At 39.5% G+C, this 20,725-nt stretch carries 28 protein-coding genes and 1 pseudogene; 10 read left to right on the top strand and 19 right to left on the bottom strand.

The annotated features are described in order from the left end of the window. Window positions 1-3 precede the first annotated feature (3 nt). From ACE1CA_RS16915 to ACE1CA_RS16925, 3 genes are all read right to left on the bottom strand, one after another. Window positions 4-405, bottom strand: a complete 402-nt coding sequence (locus tag ACE1CA_RS16915) for a fasciclin domain-containing protein (protein ID WP_413280763.1) — start codon at window positions 403-405, stop codon at window positions 4-6. Between the two features lie 48 nt (window positions 406-453). Beyond that, the gene (locus ACE1CA_RS16920; RefSeq protein WP_413280764.1) at window positions 454-870 is read right to left on the bottom strand and encodes a fasciclin domain-containing protein; all 417 of its coding nucleotides are present in this window, start codon (window positions 868-870) and stop codon (window positions 454-456) included. Between the two features lie 224 nt (window positions 871-1,094). Beyond that, a complete protein-coding gene (locus ACE1CA_RS16925; RefSeq protein ID WP_413280765.1) occupies window positions 1,095-2,096 on the bottom strand; it encodes an ABC transporter ATP-binding protein in 1,002 nt (333 codons plus the stop codon). A gap of 80 nt (window positions 2,097-2,176) precedes the next feature. Between ACE1CA_RS16925 and ACE1CA_RS16930 the strand changes: the two genes are divergently transcribed. Beyond that, window positions 2,177-2,323 (top strand): hypothetical protein, encoded by a 147-nt coding sequence (locus tag ACE1CA_RS16930; RefSeq protein ID WP_413280766.1) that lies wholly within the window; start codon window positions 2,177-2,179, stop codon window positions 2,321-2,323. 66 nt (window positions 2,324-2,389) lie between these two features. On the opposite strand, the gene ACE1CA_RS16935 is transcribed toward ACE1CA_RS16930, so the two are convergent. Continuing rightward, a complete protein-coding gene (locus ACE1CA_RS16935; protein ID WP_413280767.1) occupies window positions 2,390-3,334 on the bottom strand; it encodes a phosphoribulokinase in 945 nt (314 codons plus the stop codon). A gap of 63 nt (window positions 3,335-3,397) precedes the next feature. Between ACE1CA_RS16935 and ACE1CA_RS16940 the strand changes: the two genes are divergently transcribed. Both ACE1CA_RS16940 and ACE1CA_RS16945 read left to right on the top strand, forming a co-directional pair. After that, complete coding sequence (locus ACE1CA_RS16940; protein WP_413280768.1) at window positions 3,398-4,360, top strand: putative 2-dehydropantoate 2-reductase; 963 nt, start codon at window positions 3,398-3,400, stop codon at window positions 4,358-4,360. A gap of 100 nt (window positions 4,361-4,460) precedes the next feature. Beyond that, window positions 4,461-4,796 (top strand): annotated as a pseudogene (locus tag ACE1CA_RS16945) (Uma2 family endonuclease); the annotation flags it as partial. A 48-nt stretch (window positions 4,797-4,844) separates the two neighbouring features. Here ACE1CA_RS16945 and ACE1CA_RS16950 read toward each other — a convergent pair. Continuing rightward, complete coding sequence (locus ACE1CA_RS16950) at window positions 4,845-5,435, bottom strand: sigma-70 family RNA polymerase sigma factor (protein WP_413280769.1); 591 nt, start codon at window positions 5,433-5,435, stop codon at window positions 4,845-4,847. Window positions 5,436-5,652: 217 nt separating this feature from the next. Here ACE1CA_RS16950 and ACE1CA_RS16955 point away from each other — a divergent pair, with 217 nt between their 5' ends. Beyond that, on the top strand, window positions 5,653-6,180 hold the full coding sequence (locus tag ACE1CA_RS16955; protein WP_413280770.1) for a peptidoglycan-binding domain-containing protein: 528 nt from the start codon (window positions 5,653-5,655) through the stop codon (window positions 6,178-6,180). Between the two features lie 117 nt (window positions 6,181-6,297). After that, window positions 6,298-6,663 (top strand): hypothetical protein, encoded by a 366-nt coding sequence (locus tag ACE1CA_RS16960; protein WP_413280771.1) that lies wholly within the window; start codon window positions 6,298-6,300, stop codon window positions 6,661-6,663. A gap of 77 nt (window positions 6,664-6,740) precedes the next feature. Here the strand turns inward: ACE1CA_RS16960 and ACE1CA_RS16965 are convergent, their stop codons facing one another. Both ACE1CA_RS16965 and ACE1CA_RS16970 read right to left on the bottom strand, forming a co-directional pair. Beyond that, a complete protein-coding gene (locus ACE1CA_RS16965) occupies window positions 6,741-7,442 on the bottom strand; it encodes a TraX family protein (RefSeq protein WP_413280772.1) in 702 nt (233 codons plus the stop codon). A gap of 133 nt (window positions 7,443-7,575) precedes the next feature. Next, window positions 7,576-9,243: a YcjF family protein gene (locus tag ACE1CA_RS16970; protein WP_413280773.1), complete on the bottom strand. Its 1,668-nt coding sequence runs from the start codon at window positions 9,241-9,243 to the stop codon at window positions 7,576-7,578. Between the two features lie 136 nt (window positions 9,244-9,379). Here ACE1CA_RS16970 and ACE1CA_RS16975 point away from each other — a divergent pair, with 136 nt between their 5' ends. Continuing rightward, complete coding sequence (locus ACE1CA_RS16975) at window positions 9,380-9,604, top strand: hypothetical protein (protein WP_413280774.1); 225 nt, start codon at window positions 9,380-9,382, stop codon at window positions 9,602-9,604. Next, complete coding sequence (locus ACE1CA_RS16980) at window positions 9,594-9,797, top strand: PIN domain-containing protein (protein WP_413280775.1); 204 nt, start codon at window positions 9,594-9,596, stop codon at window positions 9,795-9,797. Before ACE1CA_RS16975 ends, ACE1CA_RS16980 begins: the two co-directional genes overlap by 11 nt. Window positions 9,798-9,828: 31 nt before the next feature. Here ACE1CA_RS16980 and ACE1CA_RS16985 read toward each other — a convergent pair whose 3' ends face one another. The 3 genes from ACE1CA_RS16985 to ACE1CA_RS16995 all read right to left on the bottom strand — a co-directional run bounded on the left by ACE1CA_RS16985 (window position 9,829) and on the right by ACE1CA_RS16995 (window position 11,046). Next, window positions 9,829-10,440 carry a Uma2 family endonuclease gene (locus tag ACE1CA_RS16985; protein ID WP_413280776.1) on the bottom strand — a complete coding sequence of 204 codons (612 nt, stop codon included), beginning with the start codon at window positions 10,438-10,440 and terminating at the stop codon, window positions 9,829-9,831. Window positions 10,441-10,499: 59 nt separating this feature from the next. After that, on the bottom strand, window positions 10,500-10,664 hold the full coding sequence (locus tag ACE1CA_RS16990; protein WP_486517418.1) for a DUF6887 family protein: 165 nt from the start codon (window positions 10,662-10,664) through the stop codon (window positions 10,500-10,502). A 127-nt stretch (window positions 10,665-10,791) separates the two neighbouring features. Beyond that, the gene (locus ACE1CA_RS16995; RefSeq protein ID WP_413280778.1) at window positions 10,792-11,046 is read right to left on the bottom strand and encodes a UPF0175 family protein; all 255 of its coding nucleotides are present in this window, start codon (window positions 11,044-11,046) and stop codon (window positions 10,792-10,794) included. An 82-nt stretch (window positions 11,047-11,128) separates the two neighbouring features. Between ACE1CA_RS16995 and ACE1CA_RS17000 the strand changes: the two genes are divergently transcribed. Genes ACE1CA_RS17000 through ACE1CA_RS17010 form a run of 3 tightly spaced genes read left to right on the top strand, consistent with a single transcriptional unit; the run spans window position 11,129 to window position 11,765 of the window. Further along, window positions 11,129-11,410 carry a hypothetical protein gene (locus ACE1CA_RS17000; protein WP_413280779.1) on the top strand — a complete coding sequence of 94 codons (282 nt, stop codon included), beginning with the start codon at window positions 11,129-11,131 and terminating at the stop codon, window positions 11,408-11,410. Then, window positions 11,386-11,565 (top strand): DUF6888 family protein, encoded by a 180-nt coding sequence (locus ACE1CA_RS17005; RefSeq protein ID WP_413262991.1) that lies wholly within the window; start codon window positions 11,386-11,388, stop codon window positions 11,563-11,565. Before ACE1CA_RS17000 ends, ACE1CA_RS17005 begins: the two co-directional genes overlap by 25 nt. Next, window positions 11,562-11,765 carry a DUF6887 family protein gene (locus ACE1CA_RS17010; RefSeq protein ID WP_413280780.1) on the top strand — a complete coding sequence of 68 codons (204 nt, stop codon included), beginning with the start codon at window positions 11,562-11,564 and terminating at the stop codon, window positions 11,763-11,765. Before ACE1CA_RS17005 ends, ACE1CA_RS17010 begins: the two co-directional genes overlap by 4 nt. A gap of 54 nt (window positions 11,766-11,819) precedes the next feature. Here the strand turns inward: ACE1CA_RS17010 and ACE1CA_RS17015 are convergent, their stop codons facing one another. The 9 genes from ACE1CA_RS17015 to cpcD/petH form a co-directional block, all read right to left on the bottom strand. After that, the gene (locus tag ACE1CA_RS17015; protein WP_413280781.1) at window positions 11,820-12,110 is read right to left on the bottom strand and encodes a hypothetical protein; all 291 of its coding nucleotides are present in this window, start codon (window positions 12,108-12,110) and stop codon (window positions 11,820-11,822) included. A gap of 35 nt (window positions 12,111-12,145) precedes the next feature. Then, window positions 12,146-12,283 carry a hypothetical protein gene (locus ACE1CA_RS17020; RefSeq protein ID WP_486517419.1) on the bottom strand — a complete coding sequence of 46 codons (138 nt, stop codon included), beginning with the start codon at window positions 12,281-12,283 and terminating at the stop codon, window positions 12,146-12,148. Between the two features lie 103 nt (window positions 12,284-12,386). Continuing rightward, the gene (locus ACE1CA_RS17025) at window positions 12,387-13,484 is read right to left on the bottom strand and encodes an S-layer homology domain-containing protein (RefSeq protein WP_413280782.1); all 1,098 of its coding nucleotides are present in this window, start codon (window positions 13,482-13,484) and stop codon (window positions 12,387-12,389) included. A gap of 44 nt (window positions 13,485-13,528) precedes the next feature. Next, window positions 13,529-14,137 carry a (2Fe-2S) ferredoxin domain-containing protein gene (locus ACE1CA_RS17030; protein ID WP_413280783.1) on the bottom strand — a complete coding sequence of 203 codons (609 nt, stop codon included), beginning with the start codon at window positions 14,135-14,137 and terminating at the stop codon, window positions 13,529-13,531. A gap of 59 nt (window positions 14,138-14,196) precedes the next feature. After that, a complete protein-coding gene (locus ACE1CA_RS17035; RefSeq protein ID WP_413280784.1) occupies window positions 14,197-14,445 on the bottom strand; it encodes an Asr1405/Asl0597 family protein in 249 nt (82 codons plus the stop codon). Window positions 14,446-14,618: 173 nt separating this feature from the next. After that, window positions 14,619-15,929: a homoserine dehydrogenase gene (locus tag ACE1CA_RS17040; protein WP_413280785.1), complete on the bottom strand. Its 1,311-nt coding sequence runs from the start codon at window positions 15,927-15,929 to the stop codon at window positions 14,619-14,621. A gap of 55 nt (window positions 15,930-15,984) precedes the next feature. After that, complete coding sequence (locus ACE1CA_RS17045; protein ID WP_413280786.1) at window positions 15,985-16,680, bottom strand: hypothetical protein; 696 nt, start codon at window positions 16,678-16,680, stop codon at window positions 15,985-15,987. A gap of 23 nt (window positions 16,681-16,703) precedes the next feature. Beyond that, window positions 16,704-19,025, bottom strand: a complete 2,322-nt coding sequence (locus tag ACE1CA_RS17050; RefSeq protein ID WP_413280787.1) for a hypothetical protein — start codon at window positions 19,023-19,025, stop codon at window positions 16,704-16,706. Between the two features lie 246 nt (window positions 19,026-19,271). Beyond that, the gene (cpcD/petH, locus tag ACE1CA_RS17055) at window positions 19,272-20,483 is read right to left on the bottom strand and encodes a bifunctional rod-capping linker CpcD/ferredoxin--NADP reductase PetH (RefSeq protein ID WP_413280788.1); all 1,212 of its coding nucleotides are present in this window, start codon (window positions 20,481-20,483) and stop codon (window positions 19,272-19,274) included. Window positions 20,484-20,725 lie beyond the last annotated feature (242 nt).

Consider the following 20,725-nt stretch of genomic DNA (forward strand, 5'->3'; position numbering starts at 1 on the left):
TCCCTAATATTGCGGGATTAAAACAGTATCGATCGCATGAATGACACCGTTATCAGCTTCTAAATCTGACTGAACGATCGCAGCATCACCCACCATCACGCTACCATTGCTATGAATTTTCAAATCTGAACCTTCAAATGTGGCAGTTTTATCTAGTTTTACCACATCTTCTGACATCACTTTGCCTGCGATTATATGATATGTGAGAATCTTGGTTAACTGCGGAATATCGCCCAACAATTTATCGATAGTTCCTGTGGGCAATTTGTCAAAAGCTTCATCGGTTGGAGCAAAAATAGTAAAAGGGCCAGCACCTTGTAAAGTATCAGTTAAACCAGTAACTTTCACCGCTTCTACTAAAGTTTTGAAACCAGATTTAGTAGCCGTGTCTAATATGTTTGCCATCTGTTTTACCTCTTTTTAATTTGATTTACTTGCACAAATTATGGCAACCTATTCAACAGCTACTAATGCTGGCATTAATACTGTATCAATTACATGAATCACGCCATTATCTGCCAAAATATCTTGTTTTAAAACCTTGGCATCATTCACTTTTACGCCATCTGAAGAATCAATAGCTAATACTGAACCTTCAAATGTAGGCGCTTCATCTATTTGGATAAGATCGTCAGATCTCACATCTCCAGCAACAACGTGATACATGAGAATTCGCTTCAGTTTCTCAGTGTCATCCATCAAAGAGGCTACAGTAGTAGCGGGAATTTTAGCAAATGCCTCATCAGTGGGGGCAAAAACTGTCTTGGTTTCAGGATTTTTGAGTACATCTACTAATCCTGCTGCTTCTACTAAAGTTAGTAAAGTTTTGAAAGATTCAGCTTGAGTAGCGGTTTCTACAATGTCAGCCATAATTTTTCCTTAGTTGTTAACTTTTCCTGTTTCAAGTAATACAAACTAACGAGCTAAACTGCATCTTTCAAGAGTAGCAGATATTTAATTGAAAGCCTCTACGACTAAAGTCGCGGCTATACAAACAAAACCTGCCTCCGCAGGTTTCAAAATTAGAAGTCCGCGAAGGCGGACTTGGTTTGTATAGTTGCGGTTTTAACCGCCAAAACCTCTGCAAACATCTTTTAACTGCTGGCTGTTATACCTCTTTTTTGCAATTGTTCCATGAAAAACTCTTCTAAAGTAGGACGTGCTAGATTTAAGGTAATAATTTGGGCTTGCATGAGACGCAAACTAGAGAGAAAATCGTTTATATCGCCTTTTACATGACCTTGCCAAGCTTCATCTGTGCTACCTATTCCTTCAGATACAAATTCTAAATCTGGTAGCCATTTTTTTAAGATTTCTTGCTTGCCGCCTTTGCCTTTAATGTAGTATGTGTCAGCAGTTCCCAAAAGTTCATCCAAAGAGCCGAGGCAAATTATTTCACCTTGAGCTAATATGGCGATCCGATCGCAAATCTTCTCCACATCCGACAATACGTGACTGTTAAAAAAGATAGTTTTTCCAGCCTGTTTTAAAGATAAAATAATCTCTCGAATTTGGTAGCGTCCCATTGGATCTAAACCCGACATTGGTTCATCTAAAAACACCAATTCCGGGTCATTAATTAACGCTTGTGCCATGCCAATTCGTTGCAACATTCCTTTAGAATATTGTCGCAGTTGCTTTTTTTTCGCTGCTGACTGGGCGAGTCCTACCATTTCTAAAAGTTGGGGAATGCGTACTCGCTGAATTTCTTTAGGAATCTGAAAAAGTCCGGCAATCATTTGCAAAAATTCCCAACCTGTTAAAAAGTCGTAATAGTAGGCATTTTCGGGCAGATAACCAATGCGTTGCTTGACAGCGCGATCGCCCAAAGGTTTTCCTAGTATTAACCCCCTACCAGAAGTAGGACGGGCAATACCTAGCAGTGTCTTCAATAAAGTCGTTTTTCCTGCGCCATTCTGCCCCAACAAACCAAAGGTTTCTCCTTCATAAACCGTCAGGGTACAATTTTTTAACGATTCAATTTTCTGATTCAGCCAAAAGCCCGTGCGGTAAATTTTTCCTAATTCGTAGGTTTGCACAACTGGCTGCCGTGCAATTGTAATTGCTCCCTCTAGAGAATCTGTAGCAGAATTCATATTAGTTTAGCTATCGACGACCACTGAGTTTGATTATTACCTATATTAAGTAAATAACATCATTTAGTAGCAAGGAAACTATGGAAAGAGGGAAAATTGTGGCAATTATTACCGGGGTAATTTCTCTAATTCTAGCGATCGGTTATTTACTCTTAGTGCAACTGCTAGATTTTCGTGGCGAAATGATACCTGCACCCATGTCAATGTTCAATTTAGGAATTTGGTAAGTAAATTTGGGTAATGAATTGTTGATCATCTGTGCGATCGATTCATTACCCAAAACTTTTCCCATTTTAAAAATGATGCACATGAGTAGCTTTGAGCGTATGAAAAGAAATTAATAACTGCGTCAAAGCCAGAGGATAACTTTGCAAAATTTCATCCGTTGTCCCCGTAATTTTGCCCAATTCTAAATTTCCTCCCAAACTGCAATGGGGGAATAAATCAGGCATTTCCTGACACAAAACCTTTTCTAATTTACTCACTTGTTCCGCAGTTGCATGACTATCAATTTCTAGCACATCAACTGGTTTACCCATATCCCGATCTAATCCTAAACGAACAGCCGATTCAGTACCACCATCGCTGAGTTCTAGAATTTTTATAAAATCAGGATGAGGGATAGTAGGTCTGAGTACCAAACGTACATTTAAGTGTGAATTATCCTCCTCAATCTCATCACTTGGCGGATAAAAACTTACCACCACATCTGCCCATTTTCGCTGAGGACGGATAAAACTTTCCGAGTCTGGTTCGCGTTTTTCTAATTCTGCTAAAACTTGTTCTGGCGAGTAACTTCGTTTCATTGTATCTCGCTTAATTTTCCACTTGGCACGCAAAGATTCTGGAGGTGCTAAGTAAACTTTTACATCAAAAGAATCTCGACAACCGCGAGTAAAATAACCCAACAATCCTTCCACAATCACAAATTTACTTGGTTTAATATATTGTGGTGGTTCAAAAGTTCCTGTTTTGTGGCTGTAAACTGGTTTCAGGATTGGCTGACCTGTTCGCAACAGCGATAAATGCTGCTGCATAATATCTAAGTAGTTGCAATCTGGATGCAGGGCTGTAATGCCTAATTCTGCTCGTTGTGTGCGATCGTAACGGTGATAATCATCAGTACAGATAACTGTAACATTTTCGTCGCCCAAAACTTGGGCAATTCCTCTAGTTAAAGTCGTTTTTCCCGCTGCGCTATCACCAACAATGCCAAGGATAATAGGACGATTGCTCATAGTTCTTGATATATTAAAACTTCTGAATAGGTTTAATTTTAAGAGGGAATGGAGATCGGATCAATGGCTAATCAATTTATTTACAATTCTTTTCAACATAGCTATGCCATCTTGGGAACAGGTGCCCTTGGTGGATATTACGGTGCTTGTTTGCAAAAAGCTGGTTTAAATGTTAATTTTTTACTACACAGCGACTATGAATATGTTAAGAAGCATGGTTTAGTAGTTGAATCAAAAAATGGTGATTTCACTTTAACCCAGGTTCAAGCTTACCCAGAAGCTAACAAAATGCCAGCTTGTGATGTAGTAATTCTGGCGTTAAAAACCACCCAAAATCATTTATTACCGCAAATGTTACCCCATGTAGTGAAAGATAATGGGGTGGTTTTAGTATTACAAAATGGACTCGGTGTAGAAGATGAAGTTGCCAAAATTGTCGGTGCAGAAAGGGTAATGGGAGGATTATGTTTTCTTTGTTCTAATAAAGTAGCACCAGGACATATTCGCCACTTAGATTATGGTGAAATTAAAATTGGGGAATATGCTGCTAATTATCAAGCTGCTGGAATTACTAATAGAATGCAGCAAATCGCTGCTGATTTTGAACTTGCGGGAATTAAGATGGAATTAGCAGAAGATTTGCTATTAGCACGTTGGCAAAAATTAGTTTGGAATATTCCTTACAATGGACTTTCTGTAGTTTTGGATGCGAGAACTGATGAGTTAATGAGTAATCCTGATACTCGCAGTTTAGTTGAAGAGTTAATGTGGGAAGTTGTAAATGGTGCAAAAAGTTGCGATCGCATAATCCCCCAAAATTTCGTAGAAACCATGCTACACTACACCAACAAAATGAAACCTTACCGCACCAGCATGAAAATTGACTACGATGAAAAACGCCCTTTAGAAGTAGAAACTATGTTTGGAAATCCCTTACGTTTCGCCCAAGAAAAAGGCGCAAATTTACCCAATATTACCATGCTTTACCAACAGTTAAAGTTTTTAGATAGCCGAAATTGTAATTAGCATTTAAGATAGATATATCACTTTTTTACGAGCTTTGGTTATGAGCCAAATTACACACAAGCGAGTAAGCTGGACTACCTCTGACTTAGAATTATTTCCTGATAACGTCATCCCCGATGTAGTTTGGGCTAGTAATGAAAGATTAGCTACTTTATTAGATGAAGCCGGACATTTGACTGCTGCACCAGAATTAATCATAGAAATACTTTCCCCTGGCAAAGAAAATGAACGACGCGACAGGGAATTAAAATTAAAACTATATTCAATTAGAGGAGTTCAAGAATATTGGATTGCTGATTGGCAAAAACAAGAAATACAGATTTATCGACGGGAACAAACTGCTTTAAATTTAGTCGCTACTTTGTTTGCTAATGATGAATTAACTTCTCCTCTTTTACCAAATTTTAGTTGTTTAGTAGCGAAAATATTTACCTAAAAACCAATTAGTAGCACCCTGATTTTTAATTCATGACTGAGGAATTGCTCAAGTACACTCTTTAAAGAAATGAAAATTTCCTCGCAATTTTTTCTTAGCACGACTGGCACGCTGCCTTAATGTCTCCTCTGTTTGTAACTCTTCTCCTTGCTCAAATAACAATTTACTGATTTGCTTCCAAGACATTCCTTCCACGTATTTAAGACGAATAATCTTAAAATCTTCTGGATTCATTGCCTCTAATGCCCGCAACACATTCTCTAAATCTTCTTGAATTTCAATTTCCGTTATAAAATTACCTTGTGCAGATTGCAAAGCAGTTTCTAGCCATGCAGAATTAGGTTCGACTAAGTGGGATTTTTGAGCATCACGATGATACTCTCGAATAATATTGAGAGCTGTACCTCTAATCCAAGCTAAACAATTTTCAATTTTTTTTCCAGCCTGAAGACCGTCAATTGCACGAAGATAAGCATCATGAAAAATGTCATTTGGATGGTAACGCTGACTCAAATTAAACTGATTAAGGCAGCGTTGAATATAGGTCAATATCGAGTAAGCATCAGGGTTATCGGATTTTAGCAAGGCTTGGATCTCCGCTTTAAAGCTTTGATGACGATCGGAGTTTTTTAGTTGCATGGCAGGCTATTCCCGGAATCTCACCGCTATATACCTTATAGTGAGAAATCCGGATAACTTGTGACAATACTGTACTAATTATCTTTGTAAACTTTTTTAAAGCTCTACCCAGCCGCCTGTCACATTATAGCTTTAATTTTCACTATATTTTTGTGCATAGCAGAGAATCTGTTTTTAAGAAACAGCTAATGGCATCAATACTTGGGAACGTAGAAGAATGAAGGACTTACTAAATAAATTAATCCAAATTCACCAAATAAAAATAAGTGAATTTCACATTAAAAAGGTGTTAGAATATTGTCGATTAGCAAGTCGCTCGACATTATCTGAACCAGAAGCCGATCGCATGGCAGAAATTTTAGAATTAGCTCTATCGGATAGTTTTCTGGACTTTCTGATTAATGAAGCTGACCATTTCTTAGCTCATCATTTAGATTTGATTGACAAAAGTTTCATCAAAAATGAGCAGGCTAAGTTGGAAGTTAAGTTGCTGGAGTTCCTTATTAGTCCCAGCAATGAAGGTTCTGACACTTCTCTAGTTTGGGATCAAGATTTAAGCGACGGAATTTACAATCTTTCTAAAAGGCTCCAACAAGAGTTAAAACAAGAAGGTTTTGACCCCGGCCCGATCGATGGTGTTTATGGCCCTCGTACACAAGAGGCTTTAAAAAAATTTAATCACGCCAAAAAGCTTGATTCCAAGGGAGTTGAGTTGCCAGAAACTTTGGCTTTGTTATTACATTAACCAAATCTTACACAGATCCCCAACTGCTGCAACAAGTTAGGGATCTTTCTTTTAATTGTCACAAAAAGCTTATTTTAATCATTAAATAGTAGAACTGCTAATTTACCAAATTAAATAATGTTTAGATTCTTTAAAACCTTGGATAGTTTATTCTATCCCGTTGGCGATCGCTTATTTGTTTTAGATGTCAGTCGTCTGCAAGAAAATGAACGTCTTCAGTTTAAGTACGACCACAACAAAAAGCTAGTCGCTATTCAAAAAATCAAGCTTTCATCATTTGAAGAACCAATGGAAGCAATAGCAGAAACAGACATTCTTCCTGGTGCTTTTGGTCGAGTTTTCTATCAAGGTAGATCGTGGAAAGCCTGTTGTGAGGAACAAATAAAAATTACCAAAGAGCAACCTGTTTTGGTAACAGCTAAACATGAATTAACTTTGTTAGTAATACCTGCTGACAACAGCTACCAATCATCTCGCTTGTGAACAACTACTCATCAGGAGGAATTTTAATGTTTTTTCCTGATTCCTCCTCTTCTTTTTCCGTTTTCAATAGTGGATTTTCACGGTAAATTCATATCTGTTGATAACCACAATTTAATTAAAAGTAAAATTCCTAAATGCAGTGGGTATAAAGGATAAAACCATTTACTCCTTGCGCCTTGTTCGCCGTTGTATAAAGCTATTATTGCTACAGAAGCGATCGCAAATAGTTCTACATAACTCCATTGATTAATGTAAATAAATAATAAACGATAGCCAACAAAAAATAACCACCATTTAGCACTTCCTAAATCAATAATTGACATCAAATAGATGGTAATTAATGAAGACATTCTTCCCTCAACACGCAACAATTCTGCAATTATCATGAAACCTATAACAATCAAAAATTTGAGTAATTTTGATTCAACTAATTTCGTGCAGCGAATAGTTATTACTCCTAAAGCAAGAGTAAATAAAATATTAAGTTCGCTAGGTGCAGAAAAAACCAAATAGTAAACTTGGCTATAAATTGGTTGAGTAATAATTCCCCAACATATTAATCTAAATAGATATTTTTTAATATCAGATGTATATTTCTCTCCTTGTGCTGCTAACCATGCAAACAAGGGAAAACTCAGCCTTCCTAAGATAACGAAAATAGCGACTTGGGGGAAAAACAATCTCCCTACATGATCGATAATCATGAGGGAAAAAGCTATTACTTTGATATCAAAAGCAGTGAGTTTTGGAATGTTGAATTTACTAACAGTATCAGACATATATAGCAATCCTATTTTTTTAACTGCTTCACACGCAGAGAGAAGTACTTCAGATACTACAGTTTTAAGATTGTAGAGACGTTGTATACAACGTCTCTACATTTTTCGGAATAAAACTAACAGCTTGCATTAATCACCAATCATCCCGCTTTGGAGATGAGTTAGTCCAATCATCTACATATTCATAAGGAGGGATTTTGGTTTCCTCTACTTCTGCTTCTTCTTCGTCTTCTTCCTCTGCTTCTAATTCCGCTTCTGGCGGCGAATTTTGTGTTAATGGTTGGACAACTTTAGCGATCGCTTCTTGTACGAAAGCTTTAACAAATTCATCTTTCTTATTCAACTGAAATTGCTGTTGCACAACTTCCGAAATTCCCCCATCACCCCAATCTTGATTATGCCGAAAATACTCAATAAAACTTTTTCCAGCAATGCGCGTTAAATAAGCAGCACTTACCCCTTGAATTGCCTTTCCAACTAAATAAGTAGCAACATTTAATTGTAATGCTCTAGAAACCAATTCGATCGCACCTTTAACAATACCCAAACTAGCGAGAGTTTTGCCTAAAGAAAGCGCCAACTCTCTCCCCCGTTCCATATTCAAATCACAGCCATAAATCTTGCCAATTTCTACTACCATTTGAGCATTTACTGCCACTGTCGCCAACAAATCTACCACTGGCAAAGGTGTGACTGCAATTACTCCCGCACCTATCCATTGAAAACGTTCTATTACTTTCTCAGCTTGACGGCGACGTTGAGCATCAATTAATTTTCTAGCTTCCTCTCCCAAACGTTGGGATTGTAATAAAATATTATCAGCCATTAAATCATCGCCTTCTGCCCGTAAAATGTTTGCTAAACGGCGAATTAATGGCATAACATCAGGTTCAGGTTGAATAATTTCTCCGGTTTCTAATTTCACTGTTCGGGGATTTGCTGATACGCTAACGACATCGGAAGTAGAAATAAAATTTCTGATTCTTTCCCGAAGTCGCGCCAAAATCTTCTCTTTATCTTCGTCGATGAAAAGGTCAATTTTGTTCAGGACTAAAATACTGCGTTTACCAATTTCTGCCAAGGCTTTTAAGGGGATAAATTCTGATTGCAGCAGATCGTTATCGACTACGAATAATAACAAATCTGCCTCGGTTGCTAATTGCCTTGCTAACTGTTCTCGTTCTGTTCCTGCAACTCCCGCTTCTAAAATTCCAGGGGTATCAGTAATTAAAATTTCCCGTTCTAAACCTTTTAATTTTAACTCGTAGGTTTCGCCAACTTCTGTCGTTCCCATTGGCGCACTAACTTTGCCTACCATTCTGCCCATTAAGGCATTTATTAATGAAGTTTTGCCCGATGAACCTGTACCAAATATAACAACTTGTAGATTCCCTCTGGATAAATTAGTTTCAATTTCACGAGAACGACTGAGTAAAGCTTGTCGAGAAACTTCGTCTTCAATTTGTTTGACTTGTTTTCTGACGGCGCGGAGATTTTCTGCTGCTGCTTCTGTCTTGGCTTCAGGAATTTTAATTTGTGGTTTGCGGCGCTTTGGCTGATTTTGCGATTCGCGAAGCGATCCCTTCGGGAATCGCCAAAACATCAACCCATAATAAATAAAAACCGTAATCAGCAACGCCAGCAAAACTATTAGCAACAAAACCACCACATTAGCCAACAAAGGCGGCGCAGACCAAGCAATATTAATATAAAGCTGATAAATGGAGTTAACTAACCAAATCATCAGCCCCAAGACTACAGTGAGGGCAGCTACTAAAGCGAGAAGTTTAGGCAGTGACATGATAGAAACGGGTATTTGCTTCTAAACACTAGCCTACACCGACAAAGTTTATCTGTGGGTTTTAAGAAGGTAGAAGGAATTCCCGTAAATCGATCGATACAATAAAATCAATCAGTAATCCAAGGTTGAAATTCAGATGGAAGTCCTTCAACTCACAACAACCGTCGATGCTTCAGGACGATTGTTGCTTGATATTCCCACGCAACTTGCACCAGGACAGGTGAACGTTGTGTTGGTACTCAATCCCGTTGTGGCATCCAAAACTCAAAACCCCAATTATAATTTTTCTGACTTGGCAGGGCAGTTAACTTGGGAAGGAGATGCAGTAGCAACGCAAAGGGCGTTACGAGATGAGTGGTAATCGCTATGTGTTGGATACGAACGCGATCGTCGCACTATTACAAGGAAATGTCCAACTTGTTCAATTACTTCAGGATGCCAATTGGATTGGGATTTCGGTGATTAGCCAGATTGAATTTCTGGTGTTTTCTGGACTGACTGAAGCCGATCGAGAGTTTGCCAAGATAACCCCTTTAACGGTAATTACCTGGTAGCGATCGCACTTTTCAAAATCCGGCAATCGTCCTAAACTACATCCTCAGCATCAGCCGCTAAAATTTGGTCAAGGGTTAATTTTAAATCTGGAAAAGTTTGACAAGGAATTATTTCTCCTTCAAGATACTCAGAACGTTGATACTCACCATTTTCTAGAGTCAGTACGATCGCCTTTTTTCCTTTCCCTCGCTGACAATACTTGGCAGGAATTTGCCCACGATAATCGATAATCCAATATTCAGGTACTCCTAAAACAAGATATTCTTCTTGCTTATCTATGAGGTCAGTTGACCAGTTAAATGAGGCAATCTCCACAATCATAAATGGTCTGGTTTGGATGCCCATTCTGGGTTGAGCGTCGGCGAAAAATTGCGGGCGTTCAATAATAGCAATATCAGGTCTTCGGCTTTGTGTCTCATTAATTTGTAGTGCGTTTCTCTTCCGAACTGAGTATTTCAATTTACGCCTACGGTAAGCAACTTCAAACATAAAGGATAGGAATTCAAGTATTTCTTCATGCAGTTCGCTGGGTTCTGGCATTAACACTAATCTCCCAGCAACCAACTCATATTCATTGAGTTCGTTACCATCGTTAAAATCAAGGAATTGCTTAAAGGTTAGTGGTACTGGGGTTATGATCATGGCGATCGCACTCTAAAAGATTGGGACATTGTTTCGGTTTCATTTACCCACTCCCGTCATTATATGTCTTGAAGAAGTTCTTGCAGTTTTCTTTCCTGTTCCGCTAGAGGCATATCTATATCAAAATAGATGGCATTTGGTCGTTCACGATCGGTAAATTCCTGCCAAGCTTCTCGATCGTCTCTGTGTGCTAAAACATAACGTCTTAGTTCCTGAAGACTCATTTCTTTAAAATTAGGCTGAGGTGATATCATATCTCCACTGTCTTTGTTTGGTTACTCGCCCACATCTTGTAAAATCCGAAAATAAAGTTGATCGGCAACTCTAAATTCTGCGGTGATAATTAACTCATCAAGTACAGGAATTCCCCAGTTCTCTTAAGTTTTTGAGGTCTTGTTCGTAATCTTCAACATCATAATAATAGAGGGGAATTTGGCGCTCTTTTAGTAACTGCTGGAATAGCGTTTTATCCATTCCTGCTAAATTGCTGGCGTGTCCAAGAGTGAGTTTTCCTGTTTGAAAAAGTATTATGGCTATTTCTTGCTTAAACTCGGATTCGGACATCTGAGTTGCTTGTAAAATTTCATCTGAAATGATGACGCTCATAATTATCTGATCTTGGCTTTGGTCACTTAATCAGATCATATATGCTATTTTAAAATTGTGTAAATAACCATTTAGTCTCGCAATGACCAAAGTTACTATTGAAATTCCTGAGCAGTTAATCTCTCAGTTAGAGGGTACAGGATACCCATTGCAAGATATTGTTCTTAAGGCTCTAGAACGTTATGTTGAGTCTGAGGATACTACTTTTAATATTACCAAAACTCTGACTTGGAAATTGTGTGGCACTTTTCAAGTTGTTGAGCCAGAAGCAGAGTATACTGTTGGTCAAGATAAACAAGGTAAAATCATCAGTAACTATGGTGAAAAAAGGAGTGAAAATTGCCAACAGAAGCTCAGTCGTTAAAAGCTGTAATTTTATGTCAATGGCTTTCCAACGGATTTCAGCCAATTAATGTATTTCGATACGATAATAAGTATAAAACGATCTATCTTCAAGCTGGCACATCCGAAGAGATCGCTATTGTAATTTATGCTAATGGGGAATGGGAGTTTCTATGATGTCTAATTTTCAAGAGATGACGGTTGTTCAATTAAAAGAATTTCTTTCAGCCCATAGAAATGATAATGAAATGTTTAGTGAAGCTTTGGGAGAACTTTTGAGTCGTAATCCCGATCGCCAACGTTATCCAGCCGATATGTCTACCGAAGAAATTGGGCAAGTTATTAGCGAAAAGATTGAGCAAATTAGAAAGAAATAACCTCATATTCTGGTTTCATGGTTTTATTCTCGATTGGGCGATCGCACTACAAAATTACAGTGGCTCCTGACTTAGTAATTTTTCTTTCAACTCTTGACATTCTTTTGCTAGTGCTATGCCTAATTTTTTGGCAATTGATAGGGCGCGATCGCAATACTCAAGAGAGAGTGTGCGATCGGCTAATTTACAGTATAGTTTTGCTTGATTCAGATTTACTATTGCTAAATGCTGCTGGTTACATTCGATCGCTTTAGTATAATCTCCACATTCCCAGTAAGATCTAACTAAGTATCTTAAATTTTTCTCTTGTCCCTCTAAGTCTTTTAGTTTTTCTGCTTTTGTCAAACTTTGCTTGTAGCTTTCGATTGCTTTAGCGTATTTTATGATGGAAAAGCAACAATTAAACTATCAACACTGCCAATTTTTCGATTAGCTACCGAAAAAGCACCCGAAATTGAATCAGCCTTTAAAAAAGCTTTTGACCTTCCCATCAAAATTTCTCTAGAAGTATGAGGCAAAGTATTTCATAATTTATAACTAAAATCCACTAAAGCAAACTAAAAAATGTTCTTTAGTCGTCTTTAGTAGATTTTTGCCGATTAACCAATAACTTTAACTCAACTAAGGCTTCACCACATACTTACCATTAACATTCTCTGCTTTACCTTGCTTCACTCTTGCTAGATAAACCAAAGCTGCTATTTCTGCACGAGTCGCATTTTGATTTGGGTTTAATACGTTTGTATTCGGATGATTTACCACAATTCCTGCTTGGGTAGCAGCTGCAACTTTCTTCTTCGCATAGCTAGGAATTTGGTCTGCATCTTTATATTTTTGTTTTAAAATTTGATCTGGATTAGCGGGTTCTGGTAAATTCAAGCCACTCGCTAAAGCGACGATCGCTTGCACTCTCGGAATTTGTAATTTTGGTCGGAAAGTTTGGTCTGGATAACCTGCAATAAACTGGCTTCCAGTTGCTTTTTTAATCGCTGGAGTCGCCCAAAAATCATTACTCACATCTTTATATACTAAAGTTTCCTGGGTAGTTTTCGTCCCTAAACCTTTTTCGATAATTGCGGCGAATTCTGCACGAGTCACTGGTTGTTCGGGTCGAAAATATCCACCGGGAAAAGCACTAACTACTCCTTGTTTTTGCAATCCTAAAATATAAGGAGCCGCCCAATAATTATCAGTAATATCTACTAATTGAATCGATCGCACTACGTTGGTTACTGGTGCTACTGGTGCGGGAACTACAGGAACAACTTTTGGTTGCAATGGAATTACTGGAGTTGCTGTTGCAACTGGCGTTTCTGTGGCTTGAGGTAGAGGTACAGGAACGATCGCCACTCCCCCAGGTACCGTAGGTTCTGCAACTGGCGCTACACCTACCCGATTTTCATTTTTCTGGGGAGTAACAGGTACAACCCTGTTTTCAGTTGTGGCATTATTTCCTTCTCTAACTTCTCTCCTTTGCCGATCGCCTGCACGATTCGCTAACCAAGGTACAACCATTCTTGGTGTCAGCAAAGAACTTTTTGGGCTAGGAGAAACTTGAGCAGGCGTTGTCGTTGTTAAATTCTCATTTGGCTTTCTACTTAAACTCCAAAAGAAAATACTGCCGATCGATAATAAGGCAACCAAGACAGCCACAAATTCATCAAACCCTAAAGGCTCTCTTTTGGAAGATTCAGGTTCTGGGCGGCGTGATTCTGTCATCTTATGATTACCCTCTCAACAGCAACAGGCAACTTTGATTTAAATTAAACCACACTTAGCAATTCTAGAACCGCATCTTTAGATTGATTTTCGGTAACAAAATGTTTATCTAAAATTTCCGGCACTTCACTAGCTTTAATTTGACGATAAGCTGTTTTATCTGGCATGACAATATTTGGCCCAGCCTTACATTGTTTCATACAGCCTGTGCCTCGAATCATTACTTCTTGTTCCAAATTGCGATCGCGCAACCCCTGGGCCAACGCCTGACTAACTTCCATCGCCCCCCGCTTGCAGCAATCCGACTTCTGACAAACTAAAATACAAGCTGACTTTTTCTTTGGCTGTAAAGCTGGTGTCTCTACGGGCAATACTTCCATTGGTTCTCTAGCCTTCAGCTTAATTTTATAAGCTTTCAGCTTCACTGCGCCCGTCTCTATATCCAGTTTTCGCTCTCCCCAGACTTCGATCGAATCTCCAGGTAGCAAAACCTGTCCTACCCCAGCCCTGGATTCTTTAGAAAGTTTAATCCAAGATTCGCCCTCAGTTGTCTCCACTCGCAACAACTTAATTTTGTAACCATCCTCCAGCACAAAGCCTAGAAACCGTCCGGTGAGGCAAAACTCAGTTATTTGACAATTTTTTTTACCCATTTTTTGATTACCCGATAACTTTAACAACCAGACAATTGCAAAAAAATATCAGTTTTTGATTATGATTTTAACTCCCAGCAACGGTTCAACTGTGCTACTAACTCGCTGCGAGGTGCTGTCAATTGCTTAACTACGCACCATAATTGAATTGCCGCTAATGGGCTATTTATCTCGACTTCTAGTCTACCATTGCCGTTACAACAGCAGGGAATATCTAAAGCTTGCAGTCGGTGGTAGACTTGCCAGCGATCGCAACGACACACCGCCACTACCTGTGAATCTATAGAATTTACACTCGATTGCTCCATTTGAGCTTCTCACCTAAATGAAATTAATTCTCAATATTGAATCTGATTTTATTTATATACTGTTTCTGCATTTTTGTCACGTAATTGACAGAACTTTTCAAATAATCTTTAAATTGGGGACTGGGGACTGGGGACTGGGGACTAGGTTTGAGTTGGGAATCTTCAAACAGCCTTTACAAAACTCGGAGTAAGCTGGCAATACTATCAACAGCATCAAGAGAGCGAATTTCTGCCAAAGCTTGACGGAAATTACCTTCTCGAACATCGTGAGTCACCACCACAATTTCGGCTAACTCTCCTTGAAAACCTGTTTGCACAACTGATTCCAAACTCACACCCTGATTTCCAAAGGAAGTTCCCAGATGTCCTATAACACCAGGAGAGTCATTTGTCAAGAAACGAGCGTAAAACCGAGTCACTAACTCATCCATTGGGGCAATTTGGCAATAATGCTGATGGGTGCAAGCTAAGAGAGGATGGAGGTTGGGGGTTGGGGGTTGGGAAACTGTTTTGAGGATAGAGGCTATGTTTAGAATATCGGAAACTACGGCGCTGGCGGTTGGGCCTGCACCTGCACCTCTACCGTAGAACATGACTTGACCGATCGGATCGCCTTCCACGAAAATGGCATTGTAAACGCCGCTGACACTGGCTAAAGGATGTTGTTTCGGGACTAAAGTGGGATGAACTCTGACTTGTAGCTGTTCTGGTTGATTGGATGCAACAGGCATCTGTTTGGCAACGGCGAGTAGTTTAATTACAAAACCCAACTTTTCAGCATAAGAAATATCTGCCGCACCAACTTTGGTAATTCCTTCGTGATAAACTTCTTCAAGTTTGATGCGTCCGCCAAAAGCTAATGAAGCGAGAATGGCAATTTTATCAGCAGCATCAAATCCTTCGACATCAGCGGTCGGATCGGCTTCAGCATAACCTAACTTTTGCGCGTCGGCTAGAACATCAGCAAAATCAGCACCTTCATTTTGCATCCGGGTGAGGATGTAGTTAGTCGTACCGTTGACAATGCCTGTGATTGCTTGAATGCGGTTAACGCCTAGAGTTTGTTTTAAAGGTTGAATAATTGGGATACCGCCGCCGACTGCTGCTTCTAACATCACATAAACGCCTTTTTCGTTTGCAGCATCGTAGATTTCTTCGGCAAAACGGGAGATTACGGCTTTGTTTGCGGTAACGACGTGCTTCCTGTGAGCAATAGCTTTGAGGATGAGCGAGCGCGCAGGTTCCAATCCACCCAACAATTCTACCACGATATCAACTTCTGGGTCAGTGACGATCGCTTCCAAATCAGTAGTCAGAATTTCCTTAGATATTTGCACGTCGCGGGGTTTAGAGATGTCGCGCACTCCCACCCGATAGATTTCCAATTCTTGCACCAACGGGTGACGACCTTCTGGAGAGAGCAAAATTTCCGCCGTTCCCGTTCCCACCGTTCCTAGTCCCAGTAACCCGATTTTAAAACTCACGCTTCCAACCTATTCTGACTAAACCTTTCCAAAACCATTGTGACATTAAATTTTATCATTTAATGAATGCAGTTAGTTTCACAACAACTGAACCAAGCAAAATTGCAATTACTCCTAAAATTACTAAAATTGTCCAGATTCCCCTTTTCAGCAACTTGCTTTGACGTTGTTGCTCTTTTTCCATATTTTCTAGCTTTAGTTTCAGGAGATCTTGTTGGCGAATAGTGTCTCCCAGAGATTCTAATTGATGCAAAACTTCCGCTTCTTTAAGTTGCACTCGTTCCAGGACTTGTTCAAGCAATTTTGTTTGTATTGTAGCCACTAATTCTTCAGATTTTTTAATTTGCTCCTCGGTAAATTTTTGTCTTTCCTCAGCGATTTTTTCTAGTTTCAAATTGGATTCATTAGCTTCAGCTAAAGCTTTTGTAGCAGTTTCAATCTCTGTCTTTAAAGCTGATAATTTTTCAAAATCGCCCACTTCATATATTGTTGATTCGACTTCTGTTTTCAGAAGTTCTAAATCTTTGAGCCTAATCTCTAGGGTACCATTCAATTTTTGCGATCGCTTCAACTGAGTTTGAGCATTTCGTAGCAAATTTTCCACCTCTGACTTGAGATTTAAAACCTCAGACACTTCTGCTTTTACCTCTCTAGCTTGGTTGAGAATTTCATCAGCTTTTGTGATTCCCTCACCAATTTTCTGCCTGAGTTTTTCCAAATCATTAATAGTATCCAAATCGCTGTTTTTCACAATAGCACCTCTGCATTTTTTGATTAAACATTGGAAAAAGGACGCTCAATAAAAGCCTGACATAATAGAGATAACAAAGAGCCAGACTTTTCTGCTATTTCAGGAAATGGATAATTATTAGGCAAAGATTGCCCTAATTTTATCCGCACTCTTGCTGCTTCGTAAAGAAGATTTTTGTTTTCCAAATCTTGAGCAATAGCAGCAAGTAAACGTTGATATTCTTCTCGATCGGTTTCATGTAATTCAAATGCTAAATCAACTGCTTCCCAAGAACGGTGCATCGCCCTTAACAACAAACAACGTAGCGAAATATTATTACTAGGAATTTGCTCTAATTCTTTCAGCAAATTAGACGAATTCTTTCTCAATTTAGCAATAGCTTCTTGTTCCCACTGCGAAACTTTTTCCCTCTGAATCCCAGCCAATTCTAGAACTAAGTAAGTGTCAAAAAAAGGCAAACTTTTGGCACAACTTGCCAGTAATTCTTGCTTTTTAGTTTCGGCATTATTGCGAAATTCACTAATATCAATATCGCTGGCTATTTCTGCTATCCAAGCAGCGGCAGATTGAGCATCAATAATTTTGCAACATTTAAAATATTCATTACCCACACGCTCTAATTCTTGGGTAGTTGCAACTACTAATAAACGAGAACGAGGACGAGTAAGTAAAGTGTACCATTGTAAACTTTCTTGCAATGTAGGTGTACCAGTACCGTTGAAGATTCCAAAAGCTACACAAGCTTCAAATTCTCGCCCCTTTGCTTGTTCAGCAGGGAAAATTTCTAGGTTATTAAAGGTGGGCAAATGGCGATCGCAACAAAGCACCTTCACCCGATTAGCTGATAACCTTAAAAAATACCTTTCTCTCTCTTCCTGTTGCGCCGAAGAATTCAACAACTCCAAAAACTCTAAAGCTTGCTGTTTTGAAGAAAACTCCACCAAACTAACTAGTTCACCCTTCTCAAAAGCAGTTTCGGGATCGGAAGGTTCGGGAATTTCTCTATGTCTATTGATAAAGGGTTTAGCAAAATTCAAAAATTGATTAGCAAACTTCAAAATAGGTTGAGAATTTCGGTAATTATACGAAAGTTTCACTGGATCTCCCAGTTCTAAATGACCCCAAATATATAAATCTGTCGGTTTAATCTTTTGATTCAAATCTCCCAAAAACCAGAGATAAGTCGAATATCCTTGACTTTCCCAAGTTTCCCGTAAAGCTACCAAAGCTTGCAATTCAGCTAACAGAAAATCTTGCGCTTCATCCACAATCAAAACTATAGGTTTTTTATTAGTAAAAGGCGGTGATGGTGGGTTTGATTTCATCTCATAAGCAACATCCAAGCGACAAAGCTTATCACCTAAATTTTGTTTCCATTTATTTGGTTTGATCTGGTTCGCAAGCTCTTGAATACGTTCTTGGTTGGCTTTATAGATTGGACTGCCAGTTCTCTGAGGATTTTTATCATTTAAAGCGAAAGCTTGATACAATAAAACATCATCTGAATATGATATAATTTCCTCAGCGCTAATAGACTGTGCTTTCGGTAGAAAAGGATTTTCTAACTTCCATAAAATCTCTGCTTCTTCTTCTGGTTTAGCGAGATGAGAATGCAAATATGGAGCTACCTTTGCCAAAAAATCATCAAAAGTTCCCAGCCAAAAACCCTCTGAATTTCGCTCTAATGTCTGCTTAATTTCCGAGAATTGTGCTACATCTTGGCGCAGTGCTTCTGGTACAATTAGCATGGTATTCCAATCATATTCCCGGTGCATTTCACAAGCTTTTAAAGCAGCACAAACTGTTTTACCTGTTCCCGGCGCACTTTGAACAATCCATGCTTTAGTATTTGTCGAATCAGGGGTTAATCCAGAGAGAACTTCTTGCTGGTGAGGTGTTAGTAAAGGCGAATATCGATAGCCACCACCATAAATAAATTTGTACCAAGTATCATCTACTTCTTGCTTACACTCAGAATCAGTAACATTTATTGATGGAACTTGATATGTAGGGCTATTTTCTACTTCAATTCCATCAGGCTTGAGAAGTTCTTCTATTGCTAAAGGATCGTCGCAATTGGGATTGTCAAATAAATTATCATAAATATCTCTCCGCAACCCCGCCTTAATCACTAAAATGTTATCTCGATCGACTCGTTCCCAAATCACCCGCACATCTCCCAAGTGAGTTCGCCGCCAATGGGGATATCCCTGCAAGCTTTTAGTATGATTGGGGTCAATTGGATCTAAGTTTAAACGGCTAATGATTTTGCAGACTTTGCGGAAATTTTCATGGGAAAGTTTTTGAATTTCCCGGAAAGCCCCCCGAATAATTTTGACTGGCATATAGAGAAAACTTGCATTTCTTTAATAAAGTTCCCTGCCAAAAAATTAAAGACATACTTCGTAATAAAACTTTATAAACTCAGGTCTGGCAATCCTGAGCGGAGTCTAGAGTTTCTCGTTCCCAGGTTCAACCTGGGAACGAGTATTGGGAGGTTCTACCTCCATACTCTGCAATCTGAGTAAAATTGTTAAAAAAAAGGGTAGGCAACGCCCACCCGGAAAAAGCTGAGAGTAAAAAACTAAAAATTAGTAGGTTTCTACGTGCCAGCGCTTTTCTTTCTTCAGACCTTTTTGGTAATCTGCCCAAACTACACCGAACTTTTCAGCTGCACCGGACATACCTGCATCGATACCGCCTTCCATACCTTTCAAACCACAAATGTAGGTGTGGGTGTTGGATTTTTGCACCAACTCCCAAAGTTGATCGGCGTGTTCAGCAATCCGGTCTTGGATGTACATCTTGCCACCTTGGGGGTTCTTTTGTTCCCTACTGATGGCATAAGTTAAACGGAAGTTATCTGGGAATTTGGCTTGTAATTCTTCCAACTCATCCTTGTAGAGGATGTTGGGAGTGTAAGCGCAACCAAAGAACAGCCAAGCTAGACCCTCAAATTTATAATCTGCGTGCTGTTCCTTAAACATCCGCCACAGGAAAGCACGGAAAGGAGCAATACCTGTACCAGTAGCCATCATGATAACATTGGCTTTTGGGTCATCAGGTAAGAGCATTTCCTTACCCACTGGCCCTGTAATTTTCACATCATCACCGACATTCAAGCCTGTGAGGTAAGTAGAGCAAACGCCGTAAACCATTTCTCCGGTTTCTGGGTGCTTGTACTCTAGTCGGCGCACGCAGAGGGAGACAGTTTGATCGTTGAGGTCATCGCCGTGACGAGTGGAGGCGATCGAGTATAGTCTAATTTTGTGCGGCTTGCCGTCTTTATCGGTTCCCGCTGGGATAATCCCAATACTTTGACCTTCGAGATAGCGCAACTCGCTTCCTGTCAAGTCAAACTTCAGGTGACGAACTGTTCCTTCTCCACCCTCGCGGACTAACTCTTCATTAGACAGACATTTGCCGATAAAAGGAGCATTGGGACGGTAAATATTAACTGGAACGTCCTTTTCTTTTTCTTTCGCTTGAGTCATTGGCTTGGTTTCTTCTTTCTTCTCTTGCTGGAGTCCATTGGTTGTCTCCGGTGCGGAAGTTCCATTCCCTTGGTGATTAGCGCTTAAAGGTCGAATGCTAACAATTTGACCCCCCAGGCGAGCGATCCGCCGCATTTCTTCATTCATGCGGTTGTAGGGCACAGTGATAAACACGCTGCCACTGCGACGAATTGGATAGTTGTTTTGGTCAGTTGCCTCGTTCTGCCGTAAACCTACCACTTCGTAAACAAAGACGCGGCTACCAGATTGTGTATTGGCAGCACCACCAGCTGCGCTTGGATTGTACATTGCTTCGATCTCTCCGAACTGAAAATAAATTTGCTGCTGCTGCAAAGTGCCCTTCGCACCACATGACAGTTCCAACCACCAATTTTTTTTGGTGTGAACTAGATCTAAGAAATTGCAGTAATTTATAGTTTAAGGCTAGGATCACAGTTCTAAAACCAAAGGCAGAGAAAAATCCGGCTCCAGATTCTCCTCCACCGTACAAGGTAAATCTCTAAGAGAGTGTGACTAGCGAATCAATTTCA

Source organism: Floridaenema evergladense BLCC-F167 (genome assembly GCF_041929205.2).
Taxonomy (GTDB): Bacteria; Cyanobacteriota; Cyanobacteriia; order Cyanobacteriales; family Aerosakkonemataceae; genus Floridanema; species Floridanema evergladense.

Coding starts and splice junctions, on each gene's coding strand:
- ACE1CA_RS16915 (WP_413280763.1), bottom strand. CDS start 405: ATGGCAAACATATTAGACACGGCTACTAAATCTGGTTTCAAAACTTTA.
- ACE1CA_RS16920 (WP_413280764.1), bottom strand. CDS start 870: ATGGCTGACATTGTAGAAACCGCTACTCAAGCTGAATCTTTCAAAACT.
- ACE1CA_RS16925 (WP_413280765.1), bottom strand. CDS start 2,096: ATGAATTCTGCTACAGATTCTCTAGAGGGAGCAATTACAATTGCACGG.
- ACE1CA_RS16930 (WP_413280766.1), top strand. CDS start 2,177: ATGGAAAGAGGGAAAATTGTGGCAATTATTACCGGGGTAATTTCTCTA.
- ACE1CA_RS16935 (WP_413280767.1), bottom strand. CDS start 3,334: ATGAGCAATCGTCCTATTATCCTTGGCATTGTTGGTGATAGCGCAGCG.
- ACE1CA_RS16940 (WP_413280768.1), top strand. CDS start 3,398: ATGGCTAATCAATTTATTTACAATTCTTTTCAACATAGCTATGCCATC.
- ACE1CA_RS16950 (WP_413280769.1), bottom strand. CDS start 5,435: ATGCAACTAAAAAACTCCGATCGTCATCAAAGCTTTAAAGCGGAGATC.
- ACE1CA_RS16955 (WP_413280770.1), top strand. CDS start 5,653: ATGAAGGACTTACTAAATAAATTAATCCAAATTCACCAAATAAAAATA.
- ACE1CA_RS16960 (WP_413280771.1), top strand. CDS start 6,298: ATGTTTAGATTCTTTAAAACCTTGGATAGTTTATTCTATCCCGTTGGC.
- ACE1CA_RS16965 (WP_413280772.1), bottom strand. CDS start 7,442: ATGTCTGATACTGTTAGTAAATTCAACATTCCAAAACTCACTGCTTTT.
- ACE1CA_RS16970 (WP_413280773.1), bottom strand. CDS start 9,243: ATGTCACTGCCTAAACTTCTCGCTTTAGTAGCTGCCCTCACTGTAGTC.
- ACE1CA_RS16975 (WP_413280774.1), top strand. CDS start 9,380: ATGGAAGTCCTTCAACTCACAACAACCGTCGATGCTTCAGGACGATTG.
- ACE1CA_RS16980 (WP_413280775.1), top strand. CDS start 9,594: ATGAGTGGTAATCGCTATGTGTTGGATACGAACGCGATCGTCGCACTA.
- ACE1CA_RS16985 (WP_413280776.1), bottom strand. CDS start 10,440: ATGATCATAACCCCAGTACCACTAACCTTTAAGCAATTCCTTGATTTT.
- ACE1CA_RS16990 (WP_486517418.1), bottom strand. CDS start 10,664: ATGAGTCTTCAGGAACTAAGACGTTATGTTTTAGCACACAGAGACGAT.
- ACE1CA_RS16995 (WP_413280778.1), bottom strand. CDS start 11,046: ATGAGCGTCATCATTTCAGATGAAATTTTACAAGCAACTCAGATGTCC.
- ACE1CA_RS17000 (WP_413280779.1), top strand. CDS start 11,129: ATGACCAAAGTTACTATTGAAATTCCTGAGCAGTTAATCTCTCAGTTA.
- ACE1CA_RS17010 (WP_413280780.1), top strand. CDS start 11,562: ATGATGTCTAATTTTCAAGAGATGACGGTTGTTCAATTAAAAGAATTT.
- ACE1CA_RS17025 (WP_413280782.1), bottom strand. CDS start 13,484: ATGACAGAATCACGCCGCCCAGAACCTGAATCTTCCAAAAGAGAGCCT.
- ACE1CA_RS17030 (WP_413280783.1), bottom strand. CDS start 14,137: ATGGGTAAAAAAAATTGTCAAATAACTGAGTTTTGCCTCACCGGACGG.
- ACE1CA_RS17035 (WP_413280784.1), bottom strand. CDS start 14,445: ATGGAGCAATCGAGTGTAAATTCTATAGATTCACAGGTAGTGGCGGTG.
- ACE1CA_RS17050 (WP_413280787.1), bottom strand. CDS start 19,025: ATGCCAGTCAAAATTATTCGGGGGGCTTTCCGGGAAATTCAAAAACTT.
- cpcD/petH (WP_413280788.1), bottom strand. CDS start 20,483: ATGTACAATCCAAGCGCAGCTGGTGGTGCTGCCAATACACAATCTGGT.